At 70.6% G+C, this 16,292-nt stretch carries 14 protein-coding genes; 12 read left to right on the forward strand and 2 right to left on the reverse strand.

Going from position 1 to position 16,292, the window contains the following annotated elements; all coding sequences use genetic code 11:
- Positions 1–2 precede the first annotated feature (2 nt).
- The 5 genes from ACIOGX_RS21525 to ACIOGX_RS21545 all read left to right on the forward strand — a co-directional run bounded on the left by ACIOGX_RS21525 (position 3) and on the right by ACIOGX_RS21545 (position 4,650).
- Positions 3–944, forward strand: coding sequence for a DnaJ C-terminal domain-containing protein (locus ACIOGX_RS21525; protein ID WP_401761502.1), 942 nt, complete (start codon positions 3–5; stop codon positions 942–944).
- Positions 941–1,345 (forward strand): chaperone modulator CbpM, encoded by a 405-nt coding sequence (locus tag ACIOGX_RS21530; protein WP_401915309.1) that lies wholly within the window; start codon positions 941–943, stop codon positions 1,343–1,345. Before ACIOGX_RS21525 ends, ACIOGX_RS21530 begins: the two co-directional genes overlap by 4 nt.
- A complete protein-coding gene (gene clpB / locus ACIOGX_RS21535) occupies positions 1,336–3,972 on the forward strand; it encodes an ATP-dependent chaperone ClpB (RefSeq protein ID WP_401761506.1) in 2,637 nt (878 codons plus the stop codon). The genes ACIOGX_RS21530 and clpB overlap by 10 nt, the downstream gene beginning before the upstream one ends.
- 98 nt (positions 3,973–4,070) lie before the next feature.
- The gene (locus tag ACIOGX_RS21540) at positions 4,071–4,304 is read left to right on the forward strand and encodes a UBP-type zinc finger domain-containing protein (protein WP_401762634.1); all 234 of its coding nucleotides are present in this window, start codon (positions 4,071–4,073) and stop codon (positions 4,302–4,304) included.
- Between the two features lie 100 nt (positions 4,305–4,404).
- Positions 4,405–4,650, forward strand: a complete 246-nt coding sequence (locus ACIOGX_RS21545; protein ID WP_356507569.1) for a hypothetical protein — start codon at positions 4,405–4,407, stop codon at positions 4,648–4,650.
- 23 nt (positions 4,651–4,673) lie between these two features.
- On the opposite strand, the gene ACIOGX_RS21550 is transcribed toward ACIOGX_RS21545, so the two are convergent.
- The gene (locus ACIOGX_RS21550) at positions 4,674–7,148 is read right to left on the reverse strand and encodes a SpoIIE family protein phosphatase (protein WP_356507571.1); all 2,475 of its coding nucleotides are present in this window, start codon (positions 7,146–7,148) and stop codon (positions 4,674–4,676) included.
- A gap of 206 nt (positions 7,149–7,354) precedes the next feature.
- The gene (locus tag ACIOGX_RS21555; protein WP_356507573.1) at positions 7,355–8,113 is read right to left on the reverse strand and encodes a DeoR/GlpR family DNA-binding transcription regulator; all 759 of its coding nucleotides are present in this window, start codon (positions 8,111–8,113) and stop codon (positions 7,355–7,357) included.
- Between the two features lie 288 nt (positions 8,114–8,401).
- On the opposite strand from ACIOGX_RS21555, the gene ACIOGX_RS21560 reads away from it, so the two are divergent.
- From ACIOGX_RS21560 to ACIOGX_RS21590, 7 genes are all read left to right on the forward strand, one after another.
- A complete protein-coding gene (locus ACIOGX_RS21560) occupies positions 8,402–9,220 on the forward strand; it encodes an endo alpha-1,4 polygalactosaminidase (RefSeq protein ID WP_356507575.1) in 819 nt (272 codons plus the stop codon).
- A gap of 241 nt (positions 9,221–9,461) precedes the next feature.
- Positions 9,462–10,802 carry an ABC transporter substrate-binding protein gene (locus tag ACIOGX_RS21565; protein ID WP_356507577.1) on the forward strand — a complete coding sequence of 447 codons (1,341 nt, stop codon included), beginning with the start codon at positions 9,462–9,464 and terminating at the stop codon, positions 10,800–10,802.
- Between the two features lie 10 nt (positions 10,803–10,812).
- Positions 10,813–11,877 carry a carbohydrate ABC transporter permease gene (locus ACIOGX_RS21570; protein WP_401915314.1) on the forward strand — a complete coding sequence of 355 codons (1,065 nt, stop codon included), beginning with the start codon at positions 10,813–10,815 and terminating at the stop codon, positions 11,875–11,877.
- Positions 11,874–12,794 carry a carbohydrate ABC transporter permease gene (locus tag ACIOGX_RS21575; RefSeq protein WP_356507581.1) on the forward strand — a complete coding sequence of 307 codons (921 nt, stop codon included), beginning with the start codon at positions 11,874–11,876 and terminating at the stop codon, positions 12,792–12,794. The genes ACIOGX_RS21570 and ACIOGX_RS21575 overlap by 4 nt, the downstream gene beginning before the upstream one ends.
- A gap of 105 nt (positions 12,795–12,899) precedes the next feature.
- Positions 12,900–13,886, forward strand: a complete 987-nt coding sequence (locus ACIOGX_RS21580; RefSeq protein ID WP_401915317.1) for a carbohydrate kinase family protein — start codon at positions 12,900–12,902, stop codon at positions 13,884–13,886.
- Positions 13,886–15,214, forward strand: coding sequence for an alpha-glucosidase/alpha-galactosidase (locus ACIOGX_RS21585; protein ID WP_401915319.1), 1,329 nt, complete (start codon positions 13,886–13,888; stop codon positions 15,212–15,214). The genes ACIOGX_RS21580 and ACIOGX_RS21585 overlap by 1 nt, the downstream gene beginning before the upstream one ends.
- A 67-nt stretch (positions 15,215–15,281) precedes the next feature.
- Complete coding sequence (locus ACIOGX_RS21590) at positions 15,282–16,175, forward strand: SIS domain-containing protein (RefSeq protein ID WP_401915322.1); 894 nt, start codon at positions 15,282–15,284, stop codon at positions 16,173–16,175.
- Positions 16,176–16,292 lie beyond the last annotated feature (117 nt).

The raw sequence follows: 16,292 nt of genomic DNA on the forward strand, positions 1-16,292 counted from the left end.
GCATGGCACAGGACTACTACGAGGTGCTCGGTGTCCCCCGCACGGCGAGCCAGGAGGACATCCAGCAGGCCTACCGGAAGCTGGCCCGTCGCCACCATCCGGATGTCAACAAGGATCCGGAGGCGGAGGAGCGCTTCAAGGACGTCAACGAGGCGTACAGCGTTCTGGCCGACCCGGACACCCGGGCGCGGTACGACCGCTTCGGCCCGGACTTCCGGCAGATCCCCGAGGACTACGACGAGCGGGTGGCCGCCGGGGCGGGCCGCGGCGGCGCGGGCCGGGCCTCCACCGGTGGCGGGGTGCGCTTCGCCCAGGGGCCGGGCGGATCCTTCCAGGACGTGGACTTCGAGGATCTCTTCGGCGGCCTGTTCGGGGCGGGCGGACGCGGCGGACCCCGCCGTACCGTCCCCGGCGCCGACCAGGAGGCCGAGGTGGAGCTGTCCGTGGAGGAGGCGTACCGGGGCGGGCGGCGCGCGGTCAGCCTCGCCGGTCCGGACGGCCGCCGCGACTACCAGGTCACCATTCCCCGGGGGGTGCGGGACGGGCAGCGGATCCGGCTGGCCGGCGAGGGCGGCCGGGGCAGCCGTGACGCGCCCGCCGGTGACCTCTATCTGCGGGTGCACGTCACCCCCCACGAGCGGTACCGGCTGGACGGCCGCGACATCCATGTCCGGCTGCCCGTGACGCCCTGGGAGGCGGCTCTCGGCGCGACCGTGCCCCTGGCCACCCCGGGCGGCACCGCCAAGGTCACGGTCCCGCCCGGCTCCTCCAGCGGGCGCCGGCTACGGCTGCGCGGCGAGGGAATGCCCCACCCGCGCGGCACCGACGGCGATCTCTACGCCGAGGTCCGGGTGATGGTCCCGCCGCGCCCCACCGACCGTGAACGCGAGCTGTTCGAGGAACTGGCGGCCGCGTCCGACTTCGACCCGAGGAGGACGGGATGACGCCCGAGCGACGGCGACGACGGCAGGACACGACGACCGGGCGACGGCAGGACGGGACAGCCGGGCGACGGCCGGACGCGACGGCCGTCCGGGTCTACGAGCTGGTGCCCGTCCGCGGGCTCAGCCTGGAGAGCGTGGCCCGCCGCTCGGGGATGCACCCGGAGATGGTCCGGCGCCTGGTGACGCTGGGGCTGGTGGACGCCACCCGTGACCCCGCCGGCCGGCTCAGGTTCGACCGGTCCGCCCCGCGCACGCTGGCCCGTATCCAGCGGCTGCGGGCCGGACTCCCCCTCAACTACGCCTCCATCGGCCTGGTACTGGACCTGCTGGACCGGATCGGCCGGCTGGAGGCCGCGCTGCGCCGTACCGGCGCGAGGAGTGACGACGTGCCATGGACATGAACCGCCTCACCCAGAAGTCCCAGGAAGCCCTGCAAGAGGCCCAGAGCACGGCCGTACGCCTCGGGCAGACCGAGGTCGACGGAGAACATCTGCTGCTCGCGCTGCTCGACCAGCGGGACGGGCTCGTCCCCCGGCTGCTCGACCAGGCGGGCGTCGATCCGTCCGCGCTGCGCACCGCCGTCGAGAGCGAGCTGTCGCGCAGGCCCGGGTCGACCGGCCCGGGAGCCGCGCCGGGCCAGGTGTTCGTCACCCAGCGGCTGTCACGGCTGCTGGAGACCGCCGAGCAGGAGGCCGTGCGGCTCAAGGACGAGTACGTCTCCGTCGAGCATCTGATGATGGCGCTGGCCGACGAGGGCTCCGCGACCGCCGCGGGGCGTCTGCTGAAGGACCACGGCCTCACCAAGGAGGCGTTCCTGTCCGCGCTCACGCGGGTCCGCGGCAACCAGCGGGTCACCTCCGCGACCCCGGAGGCCGCGTACGAGGCCCTGGAGAAGTACGGCCGCGACCTGGTCGCCGAGGCCCGTAGCGGCAGTCTGGACCCGGTGATCGGCCGGGACGCCGAGATACGGCGGGTGACCCAGATCCTCAGCCGCAAGACCAAGAACAACCCGGTGCTGATCGGCGATCCGGGGGTCGGGAAGACGGCGATCGTGGAGGGCCTCGCCCAGCGGATCGTCCGCGGCGATGTGCCCGAGGGGCTGCGGGACCGTACCGTCTTCGCGCTCGACATGGCCGCGCTGGTGGCCGGTGCCAAGTACCGCGGTGAGTTCGAGGAACGGCTGAAGGCGGTGCTCGGCGAGGTCAAGGCGGCCGGCGGACGGATCCTGCTCTTCCTCGACGAACTCCACACCGTGGTCGGCGCGGGCGGCGCCGAAGGAGCGGTGGACGCCGGGAACATGCTGAAGCCGATGCTCGCCCGCGGTGAGCTGCACATGATCGGCGCCACCACCCTGGACGAGTACCGCAAGCACATCGAGTCCGACGCCGCGCTGGAGCGGCGCTTCCAGCAGGTGCTGGTGGACGAGCCGAGCGTGGAGGACACCGTCTCCATCCTGCGCGGCCTGCGCGAGCGGCTGGAGGTCTTCCACGGTGTACGGATCCAGGACACGGCGCTGGTCGCCGCGGCGACGCTCAGCCACCGCTACATCTCGGACCGGTTCCTGCCCGACAAGGCCATCGACCTGGTGGACGAGGCCTGCGCGCGGATGCGTACCGAGATCGACTCGATGCCCGCCGAACTGGACGAACTGACCCGGCGGGTGACCCGGCTGGAGATCGAGGAGGCGGCCCTCGCCAAGGAGACCGACCCGGCCAGCGTCACCAGACTGGCGGAGCTGCGCCGGGAGCTCACCGATCTGCGGGCCGACGCCGACGCCCGGCGCGCCCAGTGGGAATCCGAACGCCAGGCCATCCGCAAGGTCCAGGAGCTGCGGCAGGAGCTGGAACGGGTCCGCCAGGAGGCCGACGAGGCCGAACGGGCCTACGACCTCAACCGCGCCGCCGAGCTGCGCTACGGAAGGCTCACCGAGCTGGAGCGCCGGCTCGCCGCGGAGGAGGAGCAACTGCGCGCCAAACAGGGCGAGACCCGGCTGCTGCGCGAGGTGGTCACCGAGGACGAGATCGCCGAGATCGTCGCCGCGTGGACCGGCATTCCGGTGAGCCGGCTCCAGGAGGCCGAGCGCGAGAAGCTGCTGCGGCTGGACGAGATCCTTCAGGAGCGGGTGATCGGGCAGGACGAGGCCGTACAGCTGGTGGCCGACGCGATCATCCGGGCCCGGTCCGGCATCCGTGACCCGCGCCGCCCGATCGGGTCGTTCATCTTCCTCGGCCCGACCGGTGTGGGCAAGACGGAGCTGGCGAAGACCCTCGCCGCCGCGCTCTTCGACTCCGAGGAGAGCATGGTGCGCCTCGACATGAGCGAATACCAGGAGCGGCACACCGTGAGCCGCCTCGTCGGCGCCCCGCCGGGATACGTGGGGTACGAGGAGGGCGGCCAGCTCACCGAGGCCGTCCGCCGCAAGCCGTACTCGGTCGTCCTGTTCGACGAGATCGAGAAGGCCCACGCCGATGTCTTCAACACCCTGCTCCAGGTGCTGGACGACGGCCGGATCACCGACGCCCAGGGGCGGACCGTCGACTTCCGCAACACCGTCGTCATCATGACCTCCAACATCGGCTCCCCCTACCTGCTGGACGCGAGCGCGGACGGCGAGATCAAGCCCGATGCCCGCGCGCAGGTGATGTCCGAACTCCGCGCGCACTTCCGGCCGGAGTTCCTCAACCGCGTGGACGACATCGTGCTCTTCAAGCCGCTCGGTCTGACCCAGATCGAGCGGATCGTCGACCTCCAGTTCGACGAACTGCGCCGGCGTCTCGCGGAGCGCAGGATCACGGTGGAACTCACCGAGCCGGCCCGCGAACTCATCGCCCACCAGGGCTTCGATCCGGTGTACGGGGCCCGTCCGCTGCGTCGCTATATCTCGCACGAGGTCGAGACGCTGGTCGGACGCGCGCTGCTGCGCGGTGAGGCGGAGGACGGGTCGCACATCAAGGTGGACGCCCAGAACGGCGAGCTGGTCGTGACGTACCAGGACCCGCCCGAGCCCGAGTCCGCACCGGGAGGCTGACGGGCATGGCCGGGAAGACGAGGGCCGTGCGGGGGAACGTGCGTGCCGTGACGGGAGAGGCGAGGGCCGTGAGCACGGACGCCGACTGGCACCTGTCCATGGCGCGCCCGGTCACCCCCCGTACCCCCGACGGCTGCGAGGAGTGCCTGCGGCTCGGCGCGCCCTGGGAGCACCTCAGGATCTGCCTGACCTGCGGCCATGTCGGATGCTGCGACTCCTCCCCGCTCCGGCACGCCCGCGCCCACGCCGCCTCACTCGGCCACCCGCTCGTGGCGTCCCTGGAGCCCGGGGAGGACTGGCGCTGGTGCTACATGCACGAATCGTTCGTCTGACACCCCCGCGCCGGGACCTCCCCGGGTTGCCGTGCGCGCCCGGGGACCGGAGCCTGTCAGAGCGGGCACGGCGCGCATCTTCGAGGCAGGGGTCGTTTTCATGACAGAGAGTGAAAGCCCGCGGTTCCAATACGCTCCGGTCGTGGTCCTGCCGGTCCATGAAGGGGATCCGCCCTTCCGGCTGGTGGAGATCCACGGCGAGCTGGCCGGCAAGGCGTTCTCGATCGAGGATGTCTTCGAGTACGCCTTCGCGCTGGGCCTGAAAGGCACCGATCTGGACGATCCCGAGGTGGTCCGGTGGGTGGGCGGCGACCAGTACACCTGGAGCGTCCGGCACTGGAAGTGAGACGCGCCGCCGCCCCGGCGGAGTCACATCAGTTCTTGTTCCGCCCAGATGATCTTGCCTTCCGGTGTGTGCCGGGTGCCCCAGCGGTGGGCGAGCTGGGCGACGAGGAAGAGCCCGCGACCGCCTTCGTCGGTGGTGCGGGCGTGCCGCAGCCGGGGGGAGGTGCTGTTGGCGTCGGCGACCTCGATGATCAGACGGGACTGGCGCATCAGCCGGAGCCGGATCGGTCCTGTGCCGTACCGGACCGCGTTGGTGACCAGCTCGCTGACGATGAGTTCGGTCGTCATGACCAGCTCGTCCAGGCCCCATTCCTCCAGCTGGCGGGTGGCCAGATTGCGGATGCCGGCGACGGCGGCGGGGTCGGACGCCACGTTCCAGGAGACGACATGGTCGGCGCTCATGGCACGGGTACGCGCGAGCAGCAGCGCCACGTCGTCGGGCTGCGCCGCGGCGGTCAGCCGCTCCACCGCGGCGCTGCACAGCGCCGTGAGGGAGAGGCCGGGCTGTGCCAGGGCGTGTGCGAGGCGGGACATGCCGAGGTCGATGTCCTGGTCGGCGGCCTCGATGAGACCGTCGGTGTAGAGACCGAGCAGACTGCCCTCGGCCAGCTCGATCTCGGTGGACTCGAAGGGCAGTCCGCCCAGCCCCAGCGGCGGTCCGGCCGGCAGCTCCAGGAATCTGACATAGCCTTCCGGAGAGACGACGACGGGCGGCGGATGGCCGGCCCTGGCCAGGGTGCAGCGCCGGGTGACCGGGTCGTAGACGGCGTAGAGACAGGTGGCGCCGACCACGGTCGTACGGAACGGGTCGGCCGACTCGTTGAGCGGCTCCTCGTCGCTGAGGCGCAGCACCAGATCGTCGAGGTGGGCCAGCAGTTCGTCCGGGGGCACGTCCATGTCGGCGAGTGTCTGCACCGCGGTGCGCAGGCGTCCCATGGTGGCGGCGGCGCTGATGCCGTGCCCGACCACATCGCCGACGACCAGACCCACACGGGCGCCGGACAGCGGAATCACATCGAACCAGTCCCCGCCCACACCGTCCCCCGCGCCGGCCGGCAGATAGACGGAGGCCACGTCCACGGCGGCCCCGCCGGCCAGTGTGTGCGGCAGCAGACTGCGCTGGAGTGTCACGGTCGCGTTGTGTTCGCGGGTGTAGCGGCGCGCGTTGTCCACACACACCGCCGCGCGGGCGACGACTTCCCGGGCCAGCAGGACATCGTCCGCCTTGAAGGACACCGGGTTCAGCGAGCGGAAGAACGTGGTGACGCCCAGCACGGTGTCCCGCGCCCGCATCGGCACGGAGATGAGCGAGTGCATCCCGTACTCGCGGATGTTCGCCGCCCTGGCGGGCTGCCGTGTCACCCACTGGGGAGTGCTGGCGTCGAGGACCTGAATGAGGACGGGCTCGCCGCTGACCAGGAGGTCGGGGCCGTGCGGTGGGGGGAGGGAGTCCACCCGGTCGCCGATCCGGGCGACGGCCTCCGGGCATCCTTCCCGTACGGAACTCATGCCCGCCCTGCGCATCGTCACCCGTGTGACCGCCGGTCCCGCGTCGGTCAGCCAGGTCCCGTGCCCCTCGTCGCTGAGAATCGGTTCCAGCAGGTCGACGGTGACGAAGTCGGCGAAGCGGGGTACGGCGAAATCGGCCAGCTCCTGCGCCGTCCGGGTCACGTCCAGGGTGCTGCCGACGACGGCTCCGGCGTCATTGACCATGGCCAGCAGCTCGCGGGCGTTCCACCGGTCGGTCACATCGAGAACGATGTAGCAGACGCCGGTGACGGCTCCGTCGACGTCGACCAGGGGAAAGAACGAGGTGGAGTAGGCGTGCTGCCGGTGCGGATCCGCCCAGCTCCAGCCCAGGTACTCGTAGTCGGTGACCGGCACGCCGGTCTCCAGCACCTTGCGCATCAGGTCTTCGAGGATGTCGGCCTGGAGGCCGGGGAGCAGCTCGCTCAGCCGGCGGCCCAGGCGCTGTTCACGCGGCACACCGCCGAAACGTTCCAGGGTGTCGTTGATCCAGCTGTAGCGCAGGTCCATGTCCATGACGGCCATGCCGACGGGCGACCGGGTCAGGAACCCGTCCAGCACGGACTGGCCCATCGCCCATTGGGTCCTCTGCTCCCATGCCGAGATCAGAAAGCACTCATCGCCACCGATCCGGAACGAGGTGGAGACGCGCAGGTTCAGTTCGACGCGCCGGCCGTCGCGGTGCCGCACCGGAACGACGCCGCTCCACCCGGCGCCCGCGCGGCAGTGTTCGGCGACCGCCACCGCACGTACCCGATCGCCCGGATCGGTCAGCAGCAGGGCGGCGGTCCGGCCCACCACCTCCGCCGACGGGTAGCCGAGGATCTCCTCCGCCCCCCTGGTCCAGGCCACGACGTTGCCCGCCGCGTCCACCACCGCGGTCGCGTCATTGGATGCGTCCAAAGGAACCTCCGAACGCGCGGGCGGGGGAGCGCCGGGCCTCGGGCTCGACTGCCTGCGCGCCGATGACATCCACCTCACCATCCCCTACGCACCCCATAATCGCACCGCGTCACACAATGCGCAGGGACGCGCGATCTTCGGATCGGGCGGGCTCGCCGGGCCGCGGGCACGCCGTGCCGCGCACACGCCGGGTATCGCTCCGGCCGCACCGGGTCACCGACCGGGCGGAACACCGGGGTGCCGGTGCCGGTGCGGTCGGGTGGCGGAGCGGGGCGTCAGACCGCCGTCACCGCGACGCCCGCGTCGGCGATGCGTGCCAGCGGGTCGGCCGGAGCCGCCTTGTCGGTGACGAGGTGGTCGATGTCCGTCAGCGGGCAGATCTTCGCGAAGGTGACCTTGCCGATCTTCGAATGGTCCGCCACGACGACGGTCCTGCCGCTGTTGTCGGCGAAGGCGCGGTCCGTCGCCGCTTCGAGCTGGTCGTGGGTCGTACAGCCGTGGTCCGCGCTGATCCCGTCCACCCCCAGGAACGTCATGTCGGTGTGATGGTCGGCCAGTGTCTTCTCGGCGATGGGGCCGACGAGTTCATAGCTCGCGGTACGGGCGTAACCGCCGACGACGACCAGTGTGACATCCCTGTGCGGGACCAGTTCCGCGGCGATGTTGACCGCGTTGGTCACGATGGTGACGGGTCCGCGCGCGGCGAGCACCCGCGCGATCTCGATGACGGTCGTTCCACCGGTCAGACCGACGACCGCCCCCGCCGGTACCAGCTCGGCCGCGGCTCGGGCGATGGCCTGCTTCTCGGCTCGGCGGCGCTCCGTGCGGTGCTGGACCGGAAGCTCGGCGGCGACGCCGCCGACCACCGCTCCGCCGTGCGTCCGGCGCAGCAGATTCAGCCGGCTCAGATGCTGTAGATCGCGCCGGACCGTGGCCGCCGACACGTTCAGCAGGCGGGAGAGTTCATTGACATCGGAGCCGCCTCGCGCGGAGACATGCTCAAGTATCCGCGCATGACGCTCAGTTTTCAGCATGAGGTGAGCATAGCCCCGCACGGGAATGCCCAGCTCGGAGATGAGCCGGGGCCCGCTGACCGTCGAGCCCACTGCCCATGTGCGCAAAGTGCGCAGGTTCGATCTGTTGACATGCAGAAAGTTGCTCGCTTTACTCCATGCAACGCCAGAGTTGAGCACCCGGCGCCAGAGGTACGCCCAGCCGGTAACGCGGTCCACGCACCGCCAGCCCGGACTGAGTCGCCAGGACACCCGCGGAGATCGCGGAGTCCGAGGCGGGGACGTACCCCCCATCTTCTGGAGCTCAAGATGCCTTTAATCAACCGTGTCCGGTCGTGTCGTCGCGCCGTCGCCGCGGCGGCCGTGGCGACGGCGGTGATCACCCCGCTGCTCGCCTCCTCCACCGCGAGCGCGGCGCCCCGGGCCGTGACACTCCCTCCGGTACACGCCGACTTCGACTACCAGATCGGCGGGCCCTACACACCACCGGCCGGTGTGCAGGTCGTCAGCCGTGACCACACCGCCGCACCGGCGGCGGGCCTGTACAACATCTGTTACGTCAACGCCTTCCAGGCCCAGCCGGGAGCCGAGAACGAGTGGGGCGACCTGCTGCTGCGGGACGCGAACGGCGACATCGTGTACGACGACGGCTGGGGTGAGGCCGTCCTGGACATCCGTACCGACGCGAAGCGCCAGCGGATCGCCGCGAAGGTGAACTCCTGGATCGACACCTGCGCGAGCAAGGGCTTCAACGCCGTCGAACCCGACAATCTCGACACCTTCGACCGGTTCGACCTGATCAGCGAGGCCAACGCCAAGGCGTTCGTCAAGCTGCTCTCCCAGCATGCGCACGACAAGGGCCTGGCCATCGCCCAGAAGAACACCGCGAACTTCTCCACCGAGCACACGGAGACGGGCCTTGACTTCGCCATCGCGGAGGAGTGCGGTGAGTGGGACGAGTGCGGTGACTACACCGAGGGATTCGGCGACAACGTCATCGTGATCGAGTACAAGGAGAAATACTTCAAGGAAACGTGCGCGGGCTTCGGTGACCGGCTGAGCGTCGTTCTGCGCGACGTCGACGTCACCACCCCCGGCAACAGCGCGTACGTCCGAAAGACCTGCTGAACCCGCCCCTCCGATCAGCCCGCCGAGCGGTCCTGACCGGCTTGGTGCATCCCGGTCTCAGGTGGGGTGCACCAAGCCGCCGCTCCCCGCCCCCCACGCGGCGCACACTGTTCGCACCACACACCACCCTCGTCACACACCACCCTCGTCACACACCACACACCACCTCACCGCACACCACCCACCGTGCCGGGACGCTCTCCGCGTGACGTCCCGTGCCGCGTTTCCCCTGGGGGCTCATATGGCCGCAGCACACCGCCTTCCCGGCGCTCCCGCCGGGCTCTCGCGCCGCACGGTCCTGCGGCGGGGCACCGGTCTGGCGCTCGGCGCCGCCGCCACCGCGGCCCTGCCCGGATGCGGTACGGACACGAGCGACGGCGTAGGAGCCGACGGACGGGTCACGGTCGAACTGTGGCACGGGCAGACGGACACCGGCCGTGAGGCGATCGAGAAACTGGTCGCGGAGTTCAACCGCACCCACCCCGGTATCCGCGTCGATTCCGGTGGGGGTGTGCTGGCCGACGCGATGCTGCAGAAGATCACGGCGGCGCTCGCGTCGGGCTCCTTCCCCGACGTCGCCTATGTCTTCGGCTCCGACCTGGCCAGTGTCGCGCGCAGCCCGTCCGTGGTGGATCTGACCGACACGGTCCGTTCCGGCCCGCTCCCCTGGAAAGACTTCTGGGCCCCCGCCCGCGAGGCCGTCACCCTCAACGGACGGGTACGGGCGGCCCCCGCGCTGATCGACTCGCTCGCCGTGGTCTGCAACAAGAAGCTCTTCCGCGACGCCGGCCTGCCCCTTCCCGAACCGGGCTGGACCTGGGCGGAGTTCGTCGCGACGGCCAAGAAGCTGACCGACGCGGGGCGTGGCACGTTCGGCACCGGCTGGCCCGGCGTGGGCGACGAGGACACGGTCTGGCGGCTGTGGCCGATGGTGTGGGACCTGGGAGGCGAGGTCGTCAGCGAGGACGGGCAGCGGATCGGGTTCGCGGACGTCGGCGTACAGGCCCTGGAGACGGTGGCGGCGCTCGCGAAGGACAAGAGCGTCTACGTCGACCCCAAGCCGGGCAGCGAGCAGATGTACCAGGTCTTTCTCTCCGGCCGGATGGGCATGGCCGTCACGGGACCGTGGCAGCTGCCCGACATCGAACAGGCGAAGATCGACTATCACGTGGTGCCACTGCCCAGCTACAGCGGCAAGCCGATGACCATATCGGGCCCCGACACCTGGACCGTGTTCGACAACGGTCCGGCGCGCGTACGGGCGGCGCGTACCTTCGTCACCTGGCTGGCACAGCCCGCGCAGGATGTGCGCTGGGACGTCATGGCCGGCAGCCTGCCGCTGAGCCGGAGTACCGAGGCCCTGCCCGCCTGGCAGGCGCAGGAGGCCAGGACCGACGGGCTGCCGGTGTTCACCCGCGCGCTGGACACGGCGCGCGTACGTCCCGTACACCCGGCCTATCCGCAGATCTCACAGGCGCTCGGACAGGCCATCGCCGCCGTACTCCTCGGCAGGAGTACCCCCGTCAAGGCCCTGCGCGCGTGCGCGGACGAGGCCAACGCCGCTCTGCTCATCCCGCGTTGAGAGGAATACGATGCCGCGCCTGCCCACTCCGCTCACGCTTCCGGACCACGGCCACGAGCACAACGAACACCAGGACAACACAGCCGGCGACCATGCGGCCAACGGCAACGGCAACGGCGCCCGCGACGCGGCGCCGGGCGCCTCGGGGAAGCGGCCACGCCCCGGCGCTGCACGGCGGTGGCTGCGCGGCGAGACCGCGACCGCCTGGGCGTTCGTCTCTCCCTCGGTCCTGATCATTCTCGGTCTGAGCGTCATCCCCGTGGCCTGGTCGCTGCTGCTGTCCTTCCAGGCCGACGACCTGGTCACCCCCAGCCGCTGGGTCGGCCTCGGCAACTACCACGCGCTGGTGCAGGACCCGCACTTCAGCCAGGCGGTGCGCAACACACTGCTGTACACGGTGCTGTATGTGCCGCTGAGCATCGGTCTGGGGCTGCTGCTCGCCCTCGTACTGAATCAGCGGATCCGGCTGGTGGGTGTGTACCGCACCCTGATGTTCGTGCCGTTCGTCATCTCGGCGACGGCGCAGGGGGTGTTGTTCTCCTTCATCCTCGATCCGGAGTTCGGCGCGGCCAACTCCGTGCTGCACAAGCTCGGCATCTCCTCCCAGGGCTTCCTCTCCGACCCCGGACAGTCCCTGCTCATTCTGGTGGCGATCTCGCTGTGGAGCGGCACCGGCTTCTGCGTGGTGGTCACTCTCGCCGCGTTGCAGGACGTGTCGCCGTCCCTCATCGAGGCGGCGCGGCTGGACGGCGCCGGACGAGGGCACCTGCTGCGGCATGTCATCCTTCCCGCGCTCACACCGGTCATCGTGTTCCTCCTGCTGTGGCAGACCATCAACGCGCTTCAGGTCTTCGACCTGGTGTACGTGACGACCAAGGGCGGACCGCTCGGCTCCACCACCGTGATCGTCTACTTCATCTGGGAGCAGGCGTTCAAGAACTTCACCGCCGGTTATGGCGCGGCGGCCGCCTACGCGCTGGCGCTCGCGCTGCTCCTGGTCGCCGCCGTCCCGCGGGTGATCCGGGCCGTACGGAGCCGACGCGAGAACCACCGCCTCGAAGGAGCCGCACGATGACGGCCACATCCGCTTCCGCCTCCCCCTCCGCCCCCTCTCCTTCCCTTTCCGCCTCGTCTCCCGTTTCCGGCCGGCCGGCCGCCGGACCTCCGCGAGGCCGTCGGTGGCTGCCGTTCAGCCCCTGGCATCTGCTGCTCGCTCCTCTCACGCTGATCTTCGCGATCCCGTTGATCTGGCTGCTGCTCAGCTCCGTGATGAGCAACGCGGAGATCAATCGTTTCCCGCCGGCCCTGTGGCCTTCGGGGATCGACCTGGGCGGCTACCGGTATGTGCTGGGCAACGCGATGTTCCCGCGCTGGTTCGCCAACTCGCTGATCGTGTCGGTGGTCGCGGTGGCGTCCAACCTGCTGCTCGGATCCCTCGGCGGCTACGCGTTCGCCCGGATGCGGTTCGCCGGCTCCCGTGTCCTGCTGGGCCTGATGCTGGCCACGATGGCGATCCCGTTCCAGCTGACGATGATCCCCACGTTCCTGGTCATGAAGCGTCTCGGACTCATCGACACCCTGGGCGCGTTGATCGTCCCGTCGCTGGTCACACCGTTCGCCGTGTTCCTCCTGCGCCAGTTCTTCCTTTCCCTGCCCAGGGAACTGGAGGAGGCGGCCTGGATCGACGGCTGTTCACGGCTACGGGTGCTGTTCCGTATCGTGCTGCCCCTGTCACGACCGGCCCTGAGCACCGTGGCGGTCCTGACCTTCCTGACCACCTGGAACGACCTGACCTGGCCGTTGATCGCCATCAACCACGACACCCAGTACACGCTCCAGCTCGGCCTGACGACCTTCCAGGGGCAGCATCACACCCAGTGGTCCGCGGTCATGGCCGGCAATGTGATCACCGTGCTGCCGGTGCTGCTCGCCTTCCTCTTCGCGCAGAGATCCTTCATCCAGTCCATCACGTCCAGCGGTCTCAAGGGCTGAGTGCCGCCCCACGAACACTCCACAGACCACAACAAACCGCACACCACCACTCACACCACACCACACCACACCTGCGTAGCCAGGACCGCGATCACGGGAAGCCGCATGCCGCACACCTTCGACCTGCTAGTCATCGGGGACGCCAACCCCGACATCGTTCTGGGACCGCTCGACGCGCCGCTCGCCTTCGGACAGCGCGAACAGCTCGTCGACACCGGCCTGCTCACGCTCGGCGGCTCCGCCGCGATCATGGCGTGCGGAGCCGCCCGGCTCGGGCTGGAGGTCGCCTTCGCCGGGCGCGTCGGGAACGACGACGCGGGGCGTTTCATCCGTACGGCGCTGGACGCCCGGGGCGTGAACACCGACGCGCTGCGCGTCGATCCCGTCCTGCCGACGCCGCTCACGGTGGTCGTGACACGCGAGGACGGCGACCGTACGATCCTCACCTCCCCCGGCACCCTCTCCGCCACCGGGCCCGACGACATCCCCGAGGCGCTGCTCACCAGCAGCCGGCATGTGCACGCCGCCTCCTACTTCCTGCTGCCGAAACTCGCCGAAGCGCTGCCCGGACTGCTGGCCACGGCACGGGCGCACGGCGTCACCACATCGCTCGACACCAATGACGACCCCTCCGGCACGTGGGCGCCCGGCCGTATCGACGCGACGCTCGCGGTCACCGACTTCCTGCTGCCCAACGCGCAGGAGGCGCTGGCGCTCGCTGCCGGCGGCGCTCCGGACGCGACCGGCTCGCCCGCCGCTGCCGGCTCCCTGGAGGCCGCGGCCGGCGCACTCGCGGCGCGCGGGCCACGCGTGGTGGTCAAGAACGGGGCCGACGGCGCCCTCGTACACGACGGCCGCACCCTGCTACGCACCTCCGGAATCCCCGCCCGCCCGCTGGACACCGTGGGCGCGGGGGACAGCTTCGACGCCGGCTTCATCGCCGCGTTCCTGCGCGGCCTGCCCATCGCCGAGGCACTCGCGTTCGCCGCCGCCTGCGGCGCTCTGTCCACCCGGGCACACGGCGGTACCGCCGCCCAGCCCACCTGGGACGAGGCCGGAACGGCCCTCGCCCGCGACGGAAAGAACCTCTGATGACCCTCACCACCCCGAAGATCGCGTTCATCGGCGCGGGAAGCGTCGTTTTCACCCAGGGCCTCCTGGCGGACCTCTTCGCGTTCCCCGAGCTCAAGGGCGCCCATATCGCCCTGCACGACATCGACGCCGAACGGCTCGCCACGGCCCACGGAGCCGCCCGCCACATCGCGGACCGGCTGACGGGGCCGAGCGGCGCCTCGCCACGGATCACCGCCCACGCCGAGCGGCGCGCGGCCCTGGAAGGCGCCGACTTCGTCATCAACATCGTCCAGGTCGGTATGCGCGAGTCGACCCGTACCGACTTCGGGATTCCCGCCGCGTACGGGGTGCGCCAGACCATCGCGGACACCCTCGGCGTGGGCGGGATCTTCCGCGCGCTGCGCACCTTCCCGCTGCTCAAGTCGCTCGGCGAGGACATCGCCGAGGTCTGCCCCGACGCCTGGCTGCTCAACTACACCAACCCCATGGCGATGAACGTCCAGTACCTCACCCGCGCCACCGGGCTGACCCGCGTCGTCGGTCTGTGCCACTCGGTCTACTGGACCATCCGCGACCTCTCGGACCTCCTGGGCGTCCCGCACGAGGAGGTCACCTACCGGGCCGCCGGAGTCAACCACCAGGCGTGGGTGCTGCGTCTCGAACACCAGGGGAACGACCTCTACCCGCGGCTCGACGCCCTCGTCGCGGAGAACCCCGAGCTACGGCGCCGGGTGCGCGTCGACATGTACCGGCGCCTCGGCTACTACCCGACCGAGACCAGCGAGCACTCCTCCGAATACGTCCCCTGGTATCTGCACCACGACAGCGAGATCGAGCGGCTGCGCCTGCCCGTGGGCGCCTACCTCGGCATCGTCGACGAGAACATCGCCGAGTACGAGCGGACCCGTGACGCGCTGGCCAGTGGGGCCCCGCTGACCGTCGAGGGCACCATGGAGTACGCCCCGCAGATCATCCACAGCATCACCACCGGCACGCCCCGCACGGTCTACGGCAACGTCCCGAACCATGGGCTGATCGACAATCTTCCGTCGACCGGTACCGTCGAAGTCCCGTGCCTGGTGGACGCCCTGGGCGTGCAGCCCACCCGTGTCGGCTCGCTGCCCGCCCAGTGCGCCGCGCTCAACCGGGGCTATCTGAGCATGAACGAACTGGTCGTCCGGGCCGCCCTGGAGGACGACCCCCGCTCCATCCGGCAGGCGGCCATGGCCGACCCGGCCACCGCGGCCGCCCTGCCCGTCGAACGCATCTGGGACCTGTGCGACGACATGGTGCGCGCGCACGCGGATCTGCTCCAGCCGTCGCTGCGCAGCACGCTCGGCCACTGAGCGCACCTCGCTCCCCCCTCCCCCGCGCCCACCCGCGCACCGCACTCTCACACCTCGTCGGAGAACCATGTCCCAGCACCACACCCGCCAAGAGATCGCTTCCCAGCCGGCCTGCTGGGAGCGCGTCCTCAAGGAACTTCCCGACCACGCCGCGGCCCTGCCCGCACCGGGCGAGCGCGTGGCGGTCATCGGCTGCGGCACCTCGCTGTTCATGGCGCAGGCGTACGCGCATCTCCGGGAGGAGGCCGGACTCGGGCTCACGGACGCGTACCCGGCCTCGGAGGTGAAGCCGCACCGCGCCTACGACCGGGTGCTCGCCCTGACCCGTTCCGGTACGACCACCGAGGTCCTCGCCGCGCTCGACCGGTTCGCGCCCAGCGTCCGCACGACCGTCGTCACCGCCGTCGGCGACTCCCCCGCGGCGGCCGCCGCCCATCACGTGATCTGCCTCGACTACGCGGACGAGCGGTCCGTCGTCCAGACCCGCTTTCCCACCACACAGCTCATGCTGCTCCGTGCCCACCTGGGCCACAGCACCGTCCGGGCGCTCGCCGATGGAGAAACGGCCCTCACCACCGAGATCGATGCCGAGCTGCTCGGGGCCGGGCAGATCTCCTTCCTCGGCGCGGGCTGGAGCGTCGGGATCGCCGCGGAGGCGGCGCTCAAGGTGCGCGAAGCCGCGGCCTGGTGGACCGAGTCGTACTCCGTCATGGAGTACCGCCACGGCCCCATCGCCGTGGCCGCGCCGGGCCGCGCGGTCTGGGGGCTCTCATCACTCCCCGGGCCGCTCGCCGAGCAGATCCGTGCCACGGGCGCCCATCTGCGTCACCCCCGGCTCGACCCACTGGCCGAACTCGTCGTCGTACAGCGTCTGGCGGTCGAGCTGGCCACGGCGGCCGGCCGTGACCCCGACCAGCCGGCGCATCTGACGCGCTCGGTCGTCCTGGAGCCGGCCGGCTGACACCGGCGAGGCGGGCGGGCAGCACTCCCATGCGCCTCTCGCCCTCCCGCCTGTCCCTCACCTCTGTCCCTCACCCACCTGTCTGTCCCTCACCCACCTGTCCTCACAGGAAGCGGA

The sequence above is a fragment of the Streptomyces sp. NPDC088147 genome (assembly GCF_044741565.1).
GTDB lineage: Bacteria > Actinomycetota > Actinomycetes > Streptomycetales > Streptomycetaceae > Streptomyces.